A 16,592-nucleotide genomic window follows, 5' to 3' on the forward strand; every position below is an offset into this window, starting at 1 on the left:
GTGAGCCGCCGGGGCGCGGACGCCGAGGGTGCGGACGAACTGCTCGTGGAGCTGGCGGAGTTGGGTGCAGGGGTGATTGTGGAGGCCTGTGACGTCGCCGATCCGGTGGCGGTGGCAGGTCTGTTCGCCCGGCACGAGATCCGCGCGGTCGTCCACACGGCCGGCGTGATCGACGACGGCGTGATCGGCTCCCTGACCGCCGAGCGGGTCGACGCCGTCCTGCGCCCGAAGGCGGACGCCGCCTGGCACCTGCACGAGGCCACGAAGGAACGCGAGTTGGCGGCCTTCGTCCTGTTCTCCTCCGTCGCCGGCACGTTCGGCAGTGCGGGTCAGGGCGCCTACGCGGCGGGCAACGCCTATCTGGACGCCCTGGCGGTCCACCGTCGTTCGCTCGGTCTGGCCGCCGTCTCGCTCGCCTGGGGTCCCTGGTCCGGCGTGGCCGGCATGACCGGCACCCTCACCGACACCGAGCGCGAGCGGATGACCCGCGCCGGCGTGCCGCCGCTCGACCCGGAGCACGGGCTGGCGCTGTTCGACGCGGTCGCCACCGGCGCCGAGCCGGCCGTCCTGCCCGTCCGGCTAGACCTGCTCGCCCTGCGGGACCGGGGGGACGTCCCCGCCCTCCTGCGCGGCCTGGTCCGGACCCCGGCGCGCCGGGCGGCCACGGCCCCCGCCGCGATCGACCTGACCCGGCGGCTGTCGGGCCTGGGCGGCGACGGGCGGCGTGAGGCCGTCCTGGAGCTGGTGCGCGATCAGATCGCGCTCGTGCTCGGCCACGAGGGCCGGGCGACGGTGGATCCGTCGCGGGCCTTCCAGGACCTCGGCTTCGACTCGCTGACGGCGGTCGAGCTGCGCAACCGGCTCAAGTCGGTGACCGGTCTCCCACTGCCGGCCACCGTCGTGTTCGACTACCCGACCGCCCAGGCGCTCGCCGGTTTCCTGCTGGAAGGCCTGTTCGGCGCCGCGGAGAGCGTGGAACTCCCGGCGGCCCTGCCCGTCCCGTCCGACGATCCGATCGTGCTCGTCGGGATGGCCTGCCGCTATCCCGGCGGCGTGGCGTCGCCGGAGGACCTGTGGCACCTGGTGGCCGACGGCGTGGACGCGGTGTCGGAGTTCCCGGCCGACCGCGGCTGGGACGTCGAGACCCTCTACGACCCGGACCCGGACCACAGCGGCACGTCCTACACCCGGACGGGCGGATTCCTGCGGGAGGCAGCGGCGTTCGACGCGGCGTTCTTCGGGATGAGTCCGCGCGAGGCGTTGGCGACGGACGCGCAGCAGCGCTTGCTGCTGGAGACGTCGTGGGAGGCGTTCGAGCGGGCCGGCATCGATCCGGTGTCGCTGCGCGGCAGCCGGACGGGCGTGTTCGCGGGCGTGATGTACGCGGACTACGCGAACCTGCTCGGCGGCGGTGAGTTCGAGGGCCACCAGGGCAGCGGCAGCGCGGGAAGCGTGGCCTCGGGCCGCGTCTCCTACACGCTCGGCCTTGAAGGCCCGGCGGTGACGGTGGACACGGCCTGCTCGTCGTCCCTCGTCGCGATGCACCTGGCCGCGCAGGCCCTGCGCAGCGGCGAGTGCACGCTCGCCCTGGCCGGCGGCGTGACGGTGATGTCCACCCCGGGAACGTTCGTGGAGTTCTCCCGGCAGCGCGGCCTCGCTGCGGACGGCCGCAGCAAGGCCTTCGCCGAGGCGGCGGACGGCGTGGGCTGGGGTGAGGGCGTCGGCATGGTGGTGCTGGAACGGCTGTCGGACGCGCGTCGCAACGGGCACCGGGTGCTGGCGGTCCTGCGCGGCAGCGCGGTGAACCAGGACGGTGCGTCGAACGGTCTGACGGCGCCGAACGGTCCGTCGCAGCAGAGGGTGATCCGGCAGGCGCTGGCGAGTGCCGGGCTGTCGTTCGGTGACGTGGACGCGGTGGAGGCGCACGGGACCGGGACGACGCTGGGCGACCCGATCGAGGCGCAGGCCCTGCTGGCGACCTACGGTCAGGACCGTGAACTGCCGCTGCTGCTGGGCTCGATCAAGTCGAACATCGGCCACTCCCAGGCCGCGGCCGGTGTGGCAGGCGTGATCAAGATGGTGCTGGCGATGCAGCACGGGGTGCTCCCGCAGTCCCTGCACATCGACCAGCCCTCCACCCATGTCGACTGGACGGCCGGCGCCGTCGAGCTGCTCACCGAGCGCACCGACTGGCCGGCCACCGACCATCCGCGCCGTGCGGGCGTCTCCTCCTTCGGGATCAGCGGCACCAACGCCCACGTCATCCTGGAGCTGCCCGAGTCGGCGGTCCCGGAGAACGAGGCCACACCCGGTCTGGTGCCGTGGGTCGTGTCGGCCAAGTCCGAGGTGGCGCTGGACGCGCAGCTCGCGCGGCTCACGGATGCCGAGGAACTGCCCTCCGCGGACGTGTCGTTCACCTTGGCCGGGCGGTCGGCGCTGCCGCACCGCACGGTGCTCGTGGACGGAGTGGAGGTCGCCCGAGGGGTCGCGGCTGACGGCAAGACGGCGTTCCTGTTCTCCGGACAGGGCTCGCAACGGCTCGGCATGGGCCGGGAGTTGTACGGCCGGTTCCCGGTGTTCGCGGAGGCCTTCGACGAGGTGTGCGCCGCGCTGGAACTGCCGCTTCGGGACGTCGTGTGGGGTGAGGACGGGGAGCTGCTGAACCGGACGGAGTACGCCCAGGCCGGGTTGTTCGCGGTCGAGGTGGCGCTGTACCGGCTCGTCGAATCCCTCGGCATGCGGCCGGAGTTCCTGGCGGGCCACTCGATCGGTGAGGTCGCGGCCGCGCACGTGGCCGGGGTGTTCAGCCTGGCTGACGCGTGCGCGCTGGTGTCCGCTCGCGGCCGCCTCATGCAGGCGCTGCCGTCCGGCGGCGCGATGCTCGCCGTGCAGGCGACGGAGGACGAAGTCCTGCCGCTGCTGGGCGACTTCGTCTCGATCGCGGCCGTCAATGGTCCGGCCTCCGTCGTCGTCTCGGGCGCGGGGGAGGCCGTCGCGGAGATCGAGGAGCACTTCGCCGACCGGCGGACCACGCGCCTTCGGGTGTCCCACGCGTTCCACTCCCCGCTGATGGACCCGATGCTGGAGGACTTCCGCGAAGTCCTCGGCGGGCTGACGTACAGCACCCCGTCGATCCCGGTCGTCTCCAACCTGACCGGCGCACTGGCCGAGGACCTCACGACCCCCGAGTACTGGGTGCGCCACGTCCGCGACGCCGTCCGCTTCGCCGACGGCGTCCGCACCCTCCACGAGGCCGGCGTCCGCCGCTACCTCGAACTCGGCCCCGACGCCGTCCTCACCGCGCTCACCGCGAGCGTGCTGCCCGACGACGTCGACACCGTGGCCACCCCCGCGCTCCGTAAGGACCGCCCCGAGGAGGCGAGCCTCCTCCAGGCCCTCGCGAGCCTGCACGTCCACGGCGCGAAGGTCGAATGGCGGGCGCTGCTCGCCGGAGCGGGCCGGCACCTCGCCGAGCTCCCGACCTACCCGTTCGAGCACCGGGACTACTGGCCGACCGGCCTGCCCGCCGGCCGCGGCGCAGAGTCCGCCGGGCTCAGGAACGCCGAGCACCCGCTGCTCACCGGCTCGCTGGAGCTGGCCGACAGCGGCGGCCTCCTGTTCACCGGTCGTATGTCGGCACGGTCCCACCCGTGGGCGGCGGACCACGTCGTCATGGGCTCGGTGCTGGTGCCGGGCACGGCGCTGGTCGAGCTGGCCGTGCGCGCGGGCGACGAGGTCGGCTGCGACATCGTCGAGGAGCTGACGCTCGCCGCGCCGCTGGTCCTTCCGGGGACGGACGCCGTGCAGCTCCAGGTGGCGGTCGGGGCGCCGGACGACGCGGGCCGCCGGCCCGTGACCGTGCACTCCCGGCCCGCGGCCGGGGGTCTGCACCCGTGGACCCTGCACGCGAGCGGCGTGCTGGGCACGGGTGCGGCACCGGCTGCGTTCGACGCCTCCGTGTGGCCGCCGGCCGACGCCGAGCGGGTCGACCTGACCGGTCTCTACAACGGCCTGGCGGAGGCCGGGTTCGGGTACGGCCCGGCGTTCCAGGGCCTCCGTGCGGTCTGGCGCCGCGGAGAGGAGCTCTTCGCGGACGTCTGCCTGCCCGCGGGCGTCGAGGGTGGCGCCTACGGCCTCCACCCGGCCCTGTTCGACGCCTGCCTGCACACGCTCGCCGTGGGCGGCGGGTTCGGGGAGGGCGGTGCCGGGGTGCCGTTCGCGTGGGAGGACGTCGCGCTGCACGCCTCGGGGGCGTCCGCGCTACGAGTCCGGCTGGCGCCGTCGGCGTCCGGTGGGCTGGCGCTCGCCGCGGCCGATGCGCAGGGCCGGCCGGTGGCGTCGGTGGGCTCGCTCGCCGTCCGGCCGATCGTCGCCGAGCAGCTCGGGGCTTTCGCCCGCCCGGCCGGCCACGACGCGTTGTTCCGCCTCGACTGGATGCCGGTGCAGGCGCCCGCCGACGCGGACGTGGCGTTCGTCGCCGTCGAGCCGAACGCGCAGGCGCTGGCCGAGCTCGCCGCGCGGTCCGACGTGCCGCCGGTGGTCCTGGCCGAACTCCCCGCCGGCGGGGCCGAGGCGGTGCACGCCCGGGTGGCCGCCGTCCTGGAGCTGGTCCAGACGTGGCTCTCGCACGAGGGGTTCGCCGCCTCGCGCCTGGTGTTCGTCACGCGGGGCGCGGTGTCCGGCGCCGACCTCGCCGGCGCCGCGGCCTGGGGCCTGGTGCGCTCGGCGGCGTCGGAGGAGCCTGGCCGGTTCGGCCTGCTCGACCTCGCCACCGCCGAGACCGGGCTGATGCCCGGGGCCCTCACCGTCGACGAGCCGCAACTGCTCGTTCGCGACGGAGGGTTGTTCGCCGCCCGCCTCGTACGGGAGGAGCTCGCGACCGAGGCGCCGCGCTGGCCTGACGAGGGCGCGGTGCTGATCACCGGCGGCACCGGCGGCCTGGGCCGCCTGGTGGCCCGGCACCTCGCCGCCGAGCACGGCGTGCGGAGCCTGGTCCTGGTCAGCCGCAGCGGCGCCGCTGCCGACGGTGTGGCCGAGCTGGTCGCCGAACTCGCCGGGCTCGGCGCCGAGACGGCCGTCGAGGCCTGTGACGTGGCCGACGAGGCCGCCGTCACCGGGCTGTTCGCCCGCCACGACGTCCGCGCGGTGGTGCACACCGCGGGCGTCCTGGACGACGGGACGATCGGCTCGCTCACGCCCGAGCGGGTCGGTGCCGTCCTGCGCCCGAAGGCGGACGCGGCGTGGAACCTCCACCGGGCCGCCGAAGGTCTCGACCTCACCGCTTTCGTCCTGTTCTCCTCGGCGGCCGGCACGCTCGGCAACCCCGGGCAGGGCAACTACGCTGCGGCCAACGCCTTCCTGGACGCACTCGCCCGTCACCGCCGCTCCCTGGGCCTGCCCGCCGTCTCGCTGGCGTGGGGCCCGTGGACCGGCGCTGGCGGCATGACCGGCGCCCTCACCGACGCCGAGGCCGAGCGCCTGGCCCAGACCGGAATACCGCCGCTCACACCGGAGCTGGGGCTCGCACTGTTCGACGCGACCACGGTCGGCGCGGAGCCCGCCGTCCTGCCGCTGCGGCTGGACTCGGCGGTCCTTCGGAAGCGTGGGGAGATCCCGCCGCTCCTGCGCGGCCTGGTGCGCGTGCCGGTGCGGCGCGGCTCGGTCGCGGGCGCGGACGGTGGGGCGGGCGGCGGCGCCGAGTTCGTGCGGCGGCTGTCCGAGCTGCCGGGGGCCGAGCGGCGAGAGGCGCTGCTGGAGGCGGTCCGCCGGCAGGTGGCCGCAGTCCTCGGCCACACCGAGGCGTCCGGGGTGGACCCGCAGCGGGCCTTCCAGGACCTCGGGCTGGACTCGCTGACGGCGGTCGAGCTGCGCAACCGCCTGGGTGGGCTGGTGCGCCTGCGCCTCCCGGCCACCCTGGTCTTCGACCACCCGACGGTGGCTGAGCTGGCGGACCACCTGTTCGAGCGGCTCGGCCTGGAGCCCGAGCCCACCACGGGCGCGGCCGTGCTGCTGGCCGAACTCGACCGCTTGGAGCAGGCGTTCGGGACGACCGAGGTCGACGGATCGGACGAGGCGCTGTCCGACCAGGTGGCCGCCCGCCTGGAGGTGCTGCGCTCGAAGTGGCTCGCCGCCCGGAGCGCCGCTGCCGCCGGCGGACTCCCGGGCACCGGGGCCTTCGACTTCGAGTCGGCCTCGGACGACGAGATGTTCGACCTCCTGGACAACGAACTGGGCCTGTCCGACTGACGACCCGCCCCGTCCCTCCCCGGGTCGCGGGAGCCCGAACCCTGGGCTCCCGCGACGCCCTGTCTGCGGTCCCTACCGTCGGTGCCGGGGCTCGGCGCACCCTTTCCGACACCAGTTCTGGACACTCTCCTAGCCTTCCCGGCCGCACAGTTGGCGGCATCGTGCGGCCGGGGGCGCCGCACCACAGGCCGGGAGGCGACGGATGGGAACGATGGTGCTCGGGGACCTGCTCGACGAGGCGGTGCTGATGCTTCGGAGTGCGGACGCACGGCAGGACGCGGAGGAACTTGCCGCACGGGTGCTCGGAGTGGAGTCGACCGGGCTGGACCCGCGGCGGGACGTCGACGGCAGATCGGTACGGCGGCTGCGGGATCTGGTGGGCAGGAGAGCCGACGGCGTGCCGCTCGGTCACCTGATCGGGCGGACCGTGTTCGCCGGCCTCGAACTCCTCGTCGGGCCTGGCGTGTTCGTGCCGCGGGTGCACAGCGAGCTCGTGCTGGCGGCCGGCCTGGAGTCCCTCGGGGGCGCGGCCGGGCCGACGGTGGTCGACCTGTGCGCCGGCTCCGGCGCGATCGGGCTGGCCCTCGCGCACGCCCGGCCGGACGCCCGGGTGCACGCGGTCGACTTCGACCCGGTTGCCGCGGACTTCGCCCGCCGCAACGCGGCCCGCCGCGCCGCGCTCGGGGACACCGAGGTCTCCGTCCACGAGGGCGTGGCGGGCCGGGCGGGCGCGCTGACCGGGCTGGCGGGCGAGGCGGACCTGGTGCTCGCGAACCCGCCGTTCATGCCGGACGCGGCCGACGTGCCGGACGAGTTCGGCCGCTACCAGCCCCGCCAGGCCGTGTTCGGCGGAGCCGACGGCCTGCGGGTCGTCCGCCAGGTGGTGGAGGCGGCGGCGGGGCTGCTGCGCCCGGGCGGCACGCTGGTCGTCGAGCACGGCCACCTGCACGGCGCGACGGTTCCGGCATTGCTACGGGAGTCCGGCTGTTTCGCCGAGGTGTCCTGCCGGCCCGACCACGAGGGCTGGCCGCTGTACTCCACGGCCGTCCGTACCGGGACCGACGCCCCGTCCTCCTGACCGGCAGACGGCCGGGCCCCCTTCCGCGGATGCGGAAGGGGGCCCGGCCGGTCGTGTTCAGCGGGGTGTCAAAGGCCGCCGGAAGCCGGCCACTGCGAGCCACGCGCCGACCCCTGCCACCGCCGCGCCGAGCAGCAGCGCCGGAACGGCGGTGCCCGTTCCGGGTAGGCCGAGGGCGAGGGCGCGGGTGGAGTCGATGGCGTACGTGAGCGGGTTGACGTGGGCGACGGCGGCCAGCCAGTCCGGGAGGTCGGCGGTCGGGACGTAGGCGCTGGAGGCGAACATCAGGGGCAGCACGGCGATGATCGCGAGGTTCTGAATGGGCTCGGCGCGGCGCAGCCAGGCCGCCGCCGCGATGAACAGCCAGCCGAGTGCCCAGCTCATGAACAGCGTCAGCCCGATCGAGGCGGCGACCGCGCCGGCCCCGCCGCGCGGGTTGTAGCCGAGGACGAGGGTCCCGAGCACCAGGATGATCACGGCCTGGACGGCGGCGCGCACGAGCGTGGTGAGACTGCGGGCGACGAGCAGGGAGCTCGGCGCGACGGGCAGGCAGCGCAGGCGGGCGACGATGCCGTTCTGGAGGTCCTCGACGAGGCCCACCCCGGACTGGACGGCGGACTGCACCGCGTTGTCGACGAGGACGGCGGGCAGGACGAAGTCCAGGTACGTGACGTCCGGTGGGAAGTGCGGTGGGAGTCCCATCCGGCTGAACACCTGGGAGAGCACCACAAGCGTGATGACGGGCTGGAGCAGGCCGAAGAGAAGCACCGCAGGGTCGGTCACGAGCGCGCGCAGAGACCGGCCGGTGAGGATGCGGACCTGGGTGAGCCGCGAACTGCCGTGCCAGGTGGGCGCGGTGGCCGTCGGAGTGCGGGGCGGTCGGCCGGTGTCGAGCGTGGTGGTCACCGAGCGGGTCCTTCCGGGCTGACGAGGCGGGCGGGGCTGTCGGGGCGGTGGGCCAGGGCGAGGTAGACGTCGTCCAGGCCGGGTTCGCCGAACGTGAGTTCGGCGGCCTCGATCCCGACCCCGTCGAGCGCGCGGACGACGGCGGCGATGTCGCGGGTGGCCTCGATGGGGACGACGAGGGCGGCGTCCTCGCGGCCGGTGACCGGGGCGAGCCCGGCACGGCGCAGTGCCTCGGCGGCCCGCTCGGAGTCGTTCCCGGAGTCGTTCCCGGAGTCGTTCCCGGCAGGCCCGTCGAGGACGACGGTGACGGTGCGCCGGCCGACCCGGGCCTTGAGCTCGGCGGGGGTGCCGTGGGCGACGACGGCCCCGTCGGAGAGCACGGTGATGGCGTCGGCGAGCCGATCGGCCTCGTCGAGGTACTGGGTGGTGAGCAGGACGGTGGTGCCCTCGGCGACGAGGCCTTCGACGATCTCCCAGAGACCGAGCCGGCTCACCGGGTCGAGCCCGGTGGTCGGCTCGTCGAGGAACACCACCTCGGGCCGGCCGACCAGGCTCGCGGCGAGGTCGAGGCGGCGGCGCAGGCCGCCGGAGTAACCGCGGGCGGGCCGGTCGGCCACGTGGCCGAGGTCGAACAGGTCGAGGAGGTCGTCGGCGCGGGCCCGGGCGGCGCGCCGCCCGGCTCCCAGCAGCCCGGCGAGCAGGAGGAGGTTGTCGCGCCCGCTGAGCCGCCCGTCGACGGTGGCGTACTGGCCGGTGAGGCCGATCCGGCGGCGGACCTCGGCGGGGCGGCGCCGGACGTCGAACCCGGCGACGCTGGCCCGGCCGGTGGTGGGCGCGAGGGCGGTGGTGAGGACGCCGACGAGGGTGGTCTTGCCGGCGCCGTTGTGGCCGAGCAGGGCGAGCACGGTGCCGCGGGGGACGGCGAGGCTGACCGAGTCGAGCGCGCGGACGGTGCCGAAGGTCATGCCGACGTCGACCGCCTCGATCACGAGGTCGTCGTCGGCCCAGGCGGGCGGGGGCGGGGCGGTGCGGGCAGGCATGGTCTGGTCTCCGTACGGGGGTTCGGCGAGCGTCGAAGGGGGCGGCCGGTGTCAGTCGACGGCGTCCATCAGGCGGAACAGCTCCTCGTCGGTGGCCGTGTCGAGGTCGGGGCCGGGGCGGGCCGGGCCGGCGGTTGCGGCGCAGCGCCGGGCGAGGTCGCGCAGCCGGGTGGCGGTGGCCGGATCGAGGGCGGTGCCGGTGGCGAGCAGTGCGGCGAGCCGGTCGACCAGGTAGGCGGCGGTGGGCTCCGGCGCGGCCCCCCGGTCGAGGTGGGCGCCGAGGGCGCGGGCGGCGGCGGCCGGGGACGGGTGGTCGAAGACGAGGGTCGCGGGAAGGGGGGTGCCGCTGGCGGCGGCGATGCGTTCGCGCAGTTCGATCGCGTTGACGGAGTTGACGCCGAGGTCGGAGAACGCGTGGGCGGCGTCGAGGTCGTCGGCGCCGCGCCCGAGTACGGCGGCGGTCTCGGCGAGGACGAGCTTGAGGAGGAGGGCGTCGCGCTCCTCGGGGCTCGCCGCGGCGAACCGCTCGGCGCTGGGGGCCGACGGTCCGTCGAGGGCCGGCATGACCGCGGGCGTGGAAGCGGCCGGCGCGAGCCAGTACGTCTGCCGCTGGAACGGGTACGTCGGGAGCGGCACGGGCCGGGCGCCGGGCAGGACGGCGTCCCAGTCCACGGGTGAGCCGTGCAGGTGGAGGCGCCCGGCGGCGGCGAGCAGGGCCCGCGTCTCGTCCGCCTGGTCCGCCGAGCCGGTCGCGATGACGGCGGCCGACGGTCCGGCCTCCCCGGCGGCCAGGCACTCGCCGAGCATGGGTGCGAGCGCGGCGGCGGGCCCGAGTTCGAGATAGGCGTCGACGCGCTCCCCGCGCAGCTGCTCGACGGCGTCCGGGAACCGGACCGGTTCCCGGACCTGGCGCACCCAGTGGCCGGGGTCGAGGGCCTCGTCGGCGGTCAGCGGGCGGCCGGTGACGCCGGAGACCAGCGGCATGGCGGGCGCGGCGAACGACAGGCCTTCGAGGACGCCGCGGAACTCCGCCAGCATCGGCTCCAGCAGCGGCGAGTGGAACGCGTGCGACACGCGCAGTCGCGTCGTCCGCCGGTCTGCGAAGTGTGCCTCGATCGCCGCGACGGCGTCCTCGGCGCCCGAGACGACGACGGACGACGGCCCGTTCACCGCCGCGAGCGAGACGAACTCGCCCAGCAAAGGCCGCACTTCGTCCTCCTCCGCCCGGACGGCGAGCATCGCGCCCCCGGCCGGGAGGGACTGCATGAGCCGTCCCCGGGCGGCGACCAGCGCGCACGCGTCCGTCAGCGACAGGACCCCGGCCACGTGCGCGGCGGCGATCTCGCCGACCGAGTGCCCGGCCAGCAGGTCGGGCCGTACGCCCCAGGACTCCAGCAGCCGGTAGAGGGCGACCTCGTGGGCGAAGAGCGCGGGCTGCGCGAACTCCGTCCGGTCGAGGAGCGGTTCGGGATGCCCGTGCCCGTCGTCGTCCCACAGGACGGAGCGCAGCGGCCGTTCCAGCAGCGGGTCGAGACCGGCCCACATCTCGTCCAGCGCAGCCGCGAACTCCGGGAAAGCGGCGACGAGTTCGCGCCCCATCCCGGGCCGCTGGCTGCCCTGCCCGGCGAACACGAAGGCGAGGCGCCCGCCGCTGTCGCGCCGGCCCGCCGCCGGAACGGCCGGCGAGGGCTCCCCGGCAGCGAACTGCCTTAGTGCGTCGACGAGTTCGCCCCGCTCGGCGCCGACCAGCAGCGCCCGGTGGCCGTGGACGGCCCTGGTGGTGGCGAGCGCATGGGCGAGGTCGGACAGGGCGTACGAGGACTGGGTGGCGACGTGCTCGGCCAGCCGCCCGGCCTGGGCCCGCAGAGCGGGCTCGCTGTGGGCCGAGAGCACCAGCGGCACCGGCCCGCCGGAGGAACCGCTGACAACCTGGGACGACGCCGGCGCCTCCTCCAGCACGACGTGCGCGTTGGTCCCGCTGATCCCGAACGACGACACGCCGGCCCGCCGCGCCCGCCCGTCCTCCCTGGGCCACGGCTGCGCCTCGGTCAGCAGCCTGACTGCGCCGGAGGACCAGTCCACCCGGGTGGTCGGCCCGGTGACGTGCAGGGTCCTCGGCAGGAGGCCGTGCCGCAGCGCCTGCACCGTCTTGATCACCCCGGCCACTCCGGCCGCCGCCTGGGCGTGCCCGATGTTCGATTTGACGGACCCCAGCCACAGCGGCCGGTCCGCCGGGCGCGCGCCGCCGTGGACGGCGAGCAGCGCCTGCGCCTCGATCGGGTCGCCGAGAGGGGTTCCGGTGCCGTGCGCCTCGACGGCGTCGACGTCGCCGGGGGCGAGCCCCGCGTCGGCGAGCGCGCGCCGGATCACCCGCTGCTGCGCGGGGCCGTTGGGCGCGGTGATGCCGTTCGAGGCGCCGTCCTGGTTGACCGCCGAGCCGCGCACGACGGCGAGCACCGGGTGCCCGTTGCGCCGCGCGTCGCTCAGCCGTTCCAGGACGAGCAGGCCCGCGCCCTCGGCCCAGGCGGCGCCGTCGGCGTCGTCCGAGAAGGCCTTGCAGCGGCCGTCGGGGGCGAGGCCGCGCAGCCGGGAGAACTCGACGAACGACCCCGGCGTGGCCATCACCGCGACGCCGCCGGCCAGGGCGAGCGAGGACTCGCCCGAGCGCAGCGAGCGGCAGGCGAGGTGGAGGGCGACGAGCGAGGAGGAGCACGCGGTGTCGACGGTGAGCGCCGGACCCTCCAGGCCGAAGCAGTACGAGATCCGCCCGGCCAGGGCGCTGCCGGCCGTGCCGATCCCGAGCAGTCCCTCCAGCTCGGCCGGGGCGGTGGTGCCGTAGTCGTGGTACATCGCCCCGGTGAAGACGCCGGTGCGGCTGCCGCGCAGCCCGGTCGGGTCGATGCCGGCGTGCTCCAGCGCCTCCCAGGCGGTCTCCAGGAGCAGCCGCTGCTGCGGGTCGGCGGCCAGGGCCTCGCGCGGGGAGAAACCGAAGAAAACGGCGTCGAACCGCCCTGCGCCGTCCAGGAATCCACCCCGGCGGACGTAGGACGTCCCGGGGTGCTCGGGGTCGTCGTGGAAGAGGCCGTCGAGGTCCCACCCGCGGTCGGCGGGGAACGCGGAGTCGGTGTGGGTGCCGTCGGCGACGAGTGTCCAGAGGTCGTCGGGGGAGGAGATCCCGCCCGGCAGGCGGCAGGCCATGCCGACGATCGCGACCGGCTCGTCGGAGGCGTCGTACGTGCCCTCGTCCGGTCGGTCCGGCGCTGCGCCCGACAGCAGGGACGCGACGGCGGCCGGGGTGGGGTGGTCGAAGCCGAGGCTCACCGGCAGCGGACGGCCGGTCGCCTCCGCCAGCAGGTTCCGCAGCCGGATGGTGCGCACCGAGTCCAGCCCGTACGCGCGGAACGCCGTGTCGGCGCCGATCGGCTCGTCGTCCGGGCCGCGGTCCATGACCTCGGCCACGCACGAGCGCACGAGGTCCAGCGCGTCGCCGTGGTCGAGCGCGTACGGACTGGGGACGAACGCCTCCTGGGCCACCAGCTCCTCCAGCGACCGCCGGTGCAGCTTCCCGGCCGGGGTGCGCGGGAGGTCGTCGACGGTCACCAGCTCCAGCGGCATCTTGTACTCGGCGACCTCGCACTCCCGCAGGAAGCCGGTCACGGCCCGCAGACCGATTGCCGGGTCCGCCGCGCGGGTGAGCACCAGGCAGGGGATCTCGCCGAGGCGCGCATCCGCCCGCCCGACCACCGCGAGCGGGCCGATGCCCGGCATCGCCGCCAGGAGCTCCTGGACCTCTGTCGCGTCGAACTTCCGCCCGCCCACGTTGATCAGCTCCGCCGCACGCCCGTGGAAGCGCAGCAGCCCGTCCTCCCCGAGACTCGCCCGGTCGCCCGTGCGCAGCCAGCCGTCCGGCGTGATCGCCGCGCGGGTCAGCTCGGGATCCCGGTAGTAGCCGCGGAACATGCTCGGGCTGCGGTACTGGAGGTCGCCCGGCGTGCCCGGGAGCGGTTCGCGCCCGTCCTCGCCGATGATCCGCACGCGCGCCCCGCTGGTCGGCCGGCCCACGCTGCGCACCGCGGCCTCGTCCGGGTCGGCCGGCGAGGTGCGGGTGCCGGTGCCCAGTTCGGACATGCCCCACACCACCACCAGCTCGCCGCCGAGCGCCGCCCGCACGTCCGCGGCCAGCGCGGCGGGGACCGCCGCCCCGGCGGTGCGCACCTGGTGCGGCCGGAATCCGGCGGGCCGTCCGTTGCGGGCCAGCGCACCGACGATGTCGTGCAACTGCGCCGGGACGGCGAAGACCGCGCTGGGTGCGGTCCGCCGGGCCAGCGCGAGGAAGCGCTCGGGATCCCAGCCGCGCAGCAGGACCTGTCGGCAGGCCCGGAACAGCGCGGTGTGCAAGGACTGCAGGCCGAACAGGTGGGTGAGCGGGCAGGCCGTCAGGATCGCGTCGGCGAAGGCCGCGCCGCCCTCCTCGGCGACGGGGGCGGTGTTGGAGAGCAGTCCGTCGTGGCTGTGCAGGCAGATCTTGGGCCGCGCCGAGGTGGTGCCGGAGGAGGGGAGCAGGACCAGCGGCTGGTCCGGTACGACCTCGACCGGGTGCGGCTCCCGGCCCGCGTGGTCGGCCATCGTCCGGGCCAGCGAGCGGACCCCGGACGGCAGCCCGTCCGGATCCCCCGCGACCAGGACCGCCCGCAGGGACGGTACGGCCGCCGACAGCTCGTGGGCGGTGGCCACCGCCTCCGGCGCGAACAGGGCCGCCACCGGGTCCACCCGGCCCAGCAGTGCCCGCACGTCGGCGGCGCCGAACCCGGCGTGCACCGGCAGCATGACCGCGCCGACGGCGGCGACGGCCAGGTGGGCGGTCTGGTACTCCCAGCAGTTCGGCAGCTGGACCGCGACCACCTCACCCGGACCCACGCCCAGCTCCTGGAGCGCCCGGGCCAGCGACGCCACTTCCGTCCGCCACTGACGCCACGTCAGCTCGTGATCGCCGTCGACCAGTGCGACGGCGTCGGGGGCGCGCCGTACGGCCGCCGCGAACACCCCGGGCAGGGTGTGACCGCCCAGCGCTCCGGGGGCCGGATCGATCGTGTAGTCATCGTTGTGGACGGACACCTTCACTCCCGGGGTCGGTGCGGGCTGCGGCTGTCATCCTCGGCCTCAGAGCGCGGGGAAAGCCCTAGAGGTTCTCTAGAGCCCGCGCGAGGCGGCGCGGGGAACGGCCGGGCGCTGCTCGGGGAACCCGGTGTCCAGCAGCGCCAGCAGCGGGCGGGCCTTCACCACCGTCTCGTCGAACTCCGCCTCGGCGTCGGAGAGGGCGATGATCGCGCCTCCCACCCCGTAGCGCAGCCGCCCCTCGCTGACCACGGCAGTGCGGATGACGATGCTCAGATCGGCGGCGCCGGTCAGCGAGAGGTAGCCGATCGCGCCCGAGTAGATGCCGCGCGGGCCGCTCTCCAGGCGGTCGATGATCTGCATGGTGCGGAGCTTGGGCGTGCCCGTCATCGAGCCGCCGGGGAAGGCCGACCGGACGCCGTCGACCGCGCTGTACCCGGGGCGCAGCCGCGCCCGTACGGTGCTGACCAGCTGGTGGACGGTGGTGTACGTCTCGACGTCGAAGAGCGGGTCGGCGACGACGGATCCGGTCTCGGCGCACCGCCCGAGATCGTGCCGGACGAGGTCGACGACCATGAGGTTCTCGGCCCGGTCCTTCTCGCTGGTCGCCAGGTCGGCGACGAGCAGGGTGTCCTCCTGCGGGGTGGCGCCGCGCGGGCGGGTGCCCTTGATGGGCTTGGACTCCATCACACCGTCCGGCCCGATCCGCAGGAAGCGCTCGGGGGAGGAGCTGAGCACGGACAGCCCGCCGAAGCCGAGGAAGGCGGCGAACGGTGCCGGGCTGATCCGCCGCAGGGCTCGGTAGGCCTGCCAGGGGTCGAACGCGGCCGGGGCGTCGATCATGTTGGTGAGGCAGACCTCGTAGGTCTCGCCGGCCCCGATCTCGTCCTGGCAGGCGTCGATGAGCTTGAGGTAGGCCTCACGGGGGTGGCGCAGCCGCAGGCCGGCCGACAGGCCGGGCGGGTTGTGGGCCGGCGGGTCGGTGCGTGGCGCCGGGCCGGTGAGCCGGGCGGCGGTGTCCCGCAGCCAGGCCCTGGCGGGCCCTGTCCGGCCGTCCTCGGCCAGGGCGAGCAGGTGGGCGGCGCCGGTGCGGTGGTCGAGGACGACCGCCCGGTCTGCGAACACCATGACGGCGTCCGGGTCGGGCGAACGGTGGGCACGGTCGCCGCCGCACTCGGCCTTGAGCTCGTAGCCGAGGCAGCCGACCCAGCCGAGCGCGAAATCGAACGGCAGCTCGGGCACCTCCACGTGCAGCGAGCGGAGGTCCGCGTCGAGCCAGTGCAGGAACTCGTCCTCCAGCACCCGCGTGCCGCCCCCGGCCGTTATCGTGACGGTCCCCCGGGAGACGTCCGCGCTCGCCACCCGGGCGAGCGGGCCGGAGGCGTTGCCCATCGCTGAGACCTGGCCGAGCCGCCCGCCCGGGAGGCTGCTGTCCAGCCAGAACGGGTGGCTGCCGATGCGGAAGAGCCGGTCGAAGACGGTTTCGGCGTCCCACCGGGTGTCGATCTTCCTGGTCAGCACGGTCAGTTGCCGGGGGGCCGGGAGCGGGGTGTGGTCGGGCCGGGTGCGGGGCCGCGGTACGCCGGGGGTGCGTCTGCGGCCGTGGCGGTGCGCGTGGTTGAAGCGCTCGGCGAGGTCCCGGAAGTTCGCGAGCAGCTGGTGCCCGGCCTCGGTGCCGATCGACTCGGGGTGGAACTGCACACCCCACAGCGGGAGTTCGCGGTGGCACAGGGCCATCACCACGCCGTCGTCGGTGGCCCAGGCGATCGGTTCCAGTACGGGGGAGAGGCTGGTGACGGCGAGCGAGTGGTAGCGGACGACCTCCAGCGGATTGGGCAGGTGGCGGAAGAGCCCGGTGCCGGTGTGCCGCACGTCCGAAGTGCGCCCGTGCCGGGGTTCGGGCGCCCGGCCGACGGCGGCGCCGTGGGCGAGGGCGAGACCCTGGTGACCGAGGCAGACGCCGAGGACGGGCAGTCGGCCCTCGCGGGCGATCCCGGCGCAGTGGCCGAAGTCGGAGGGGTTGTGCGGCGTACCGGGGCCGGGGGAGAGGACGACGGTGTCGAAGTCGTCGAGCAGCTCCGGCCGGAAGGAAGGGTCGTCGTTGCGGACGACCTCCGGCTCACGCCCGTTGACCTCGGCGAGGTAGTGGAACAGGTTGTAGGTGAACGAGTCGTAGTTGTCGACCAGGAGAGTGCGCATCAGTGGTC

At 75.2% G+C, this 16,592-nt stretch carries 6 protein-coding genes; 2 read left to right on the forward strand and 4 right to left on the reverse strand.

All coding sequences use genetic code 11. From position 1 onward, the window contains the following. Positions 1–6,246 carry an SDR family NAD(P)-dependent oxidoreductase gene (locus AB0O19_RS28000; RefSeq protein WP_363623407.1) on the forward strand — a complete coding sequence of 2,082 codons (6,246 nt, stop codon included), beginning with the start codon at positions 1–3 and terminating at the stop codon, positions 6,244–6,246. A gap of 202 nt (positions 6,247–6,448) precedes the next feature. Beyond that, a complete protein-coding gene (locus AB0O19_RS28005) occupies positions 6,449–7,324 on the forward strand; it encodes a HemK/PrmC family methyltransferase (protein WP_363623409.1) in 876 nt (291 codons plus the stop codon). Positions 7,325–7,381: 57 nt separating this feature from the next. On the opposite strand, the gene AB0O19_RS28010 is transcribed toward AB0O19_RS28005, so the two are convergent. The 4 genes from AB0O19_RS28010 to pabB all read right to left on the reverse strand — a co-directional run bounded on the left by AB0O19_RS28010 (position 7,382) and on the right by pabB (position 16,584). Further along, the gene (locus AB0O19_RS28010) at positions 7,382–8,230 is read right to left on the reverse strand and encodes an ABC transporter permease (RefSeq protein WP_363623411.1); all 849 of its coding nucleotides are present in this window, start codon (positions 8,228–8,230) and stop codon (positions 7,382–7,384) included. Then, positions 8,227–9,270, reverse strand: a complete 1,044-nt coding sequence (locus AB0O19_RS28015) for an ATP-binding cassette domain-containing protein (protein WP_363623413.1) — start codon at positions 9,268–9,270, stop codon at positions 8,227–8,229. The genes AB0O19_RS28010 and AB0O19_RS28015 overlap by 4 nt, the downstream gene beginning before the upstream one ends. A 51-nt stretch (positions 9,271–9,321) precedes the next feature. Beyond that, positions 9,322–14,385, reverse strand: a complete 5,064-nt coding sequence (locus AB0O19_RS28020; protein ID WP_363623415.1) for a beta-ketoacyl synthase N-terminal-like domain-containing protein — start codon at positions 14,383–14,385, stop codon at positions 9,322–9,324. 75 nt (positions 14,386–14,460) lie between these two features. Beyond that, complete coding sequence (gene pabB / locus AB0O19_RS28025; RefSeq protein WP_363623417.1) at positions 14,461–16,584, reverse strand: aminodeoxychorismate synthase component I; 2,124 nt, start codon at positions 16,582–16,584, stop codon at positions 14,461–14,463. Positions 16,585–16,592: the final 8 nt, after the last annotated feature.

Source organism: Kitasatospora sp. NPDC091276, from assembly GCF_040684355.1.
Classification (GTDB): Bacteria; Actinomycetota; Actinomycetes; order Streptomycetales; family Streptomycetaceae; genus Kitasatospora.

Bases quoted from the DNA above. Each gene is read 5' to 3' on its own strand.
- AB0O19_RS28015 (WP_363623413.1), bottom strand. From the start codon at position 9,270: ATGCCTGCCCGCACCGCCCCGCCCCCGCCCGCCTGGGCCGACGACGAC.
- pabB (WP_363623417.1), bottom strand. From the start codon at position 16,584: ATGCGCACTCTCCTGGTCGACAACTACGACTCGTTCACCTACAACCTG.
- AB0O19_RS28005 (WP_363623409.1), top strand. From the start codon at position 6,449: ATGGGAACGATGGTGCTCGGGGACCTGCTCGACGAGGCGGTGCTGATG.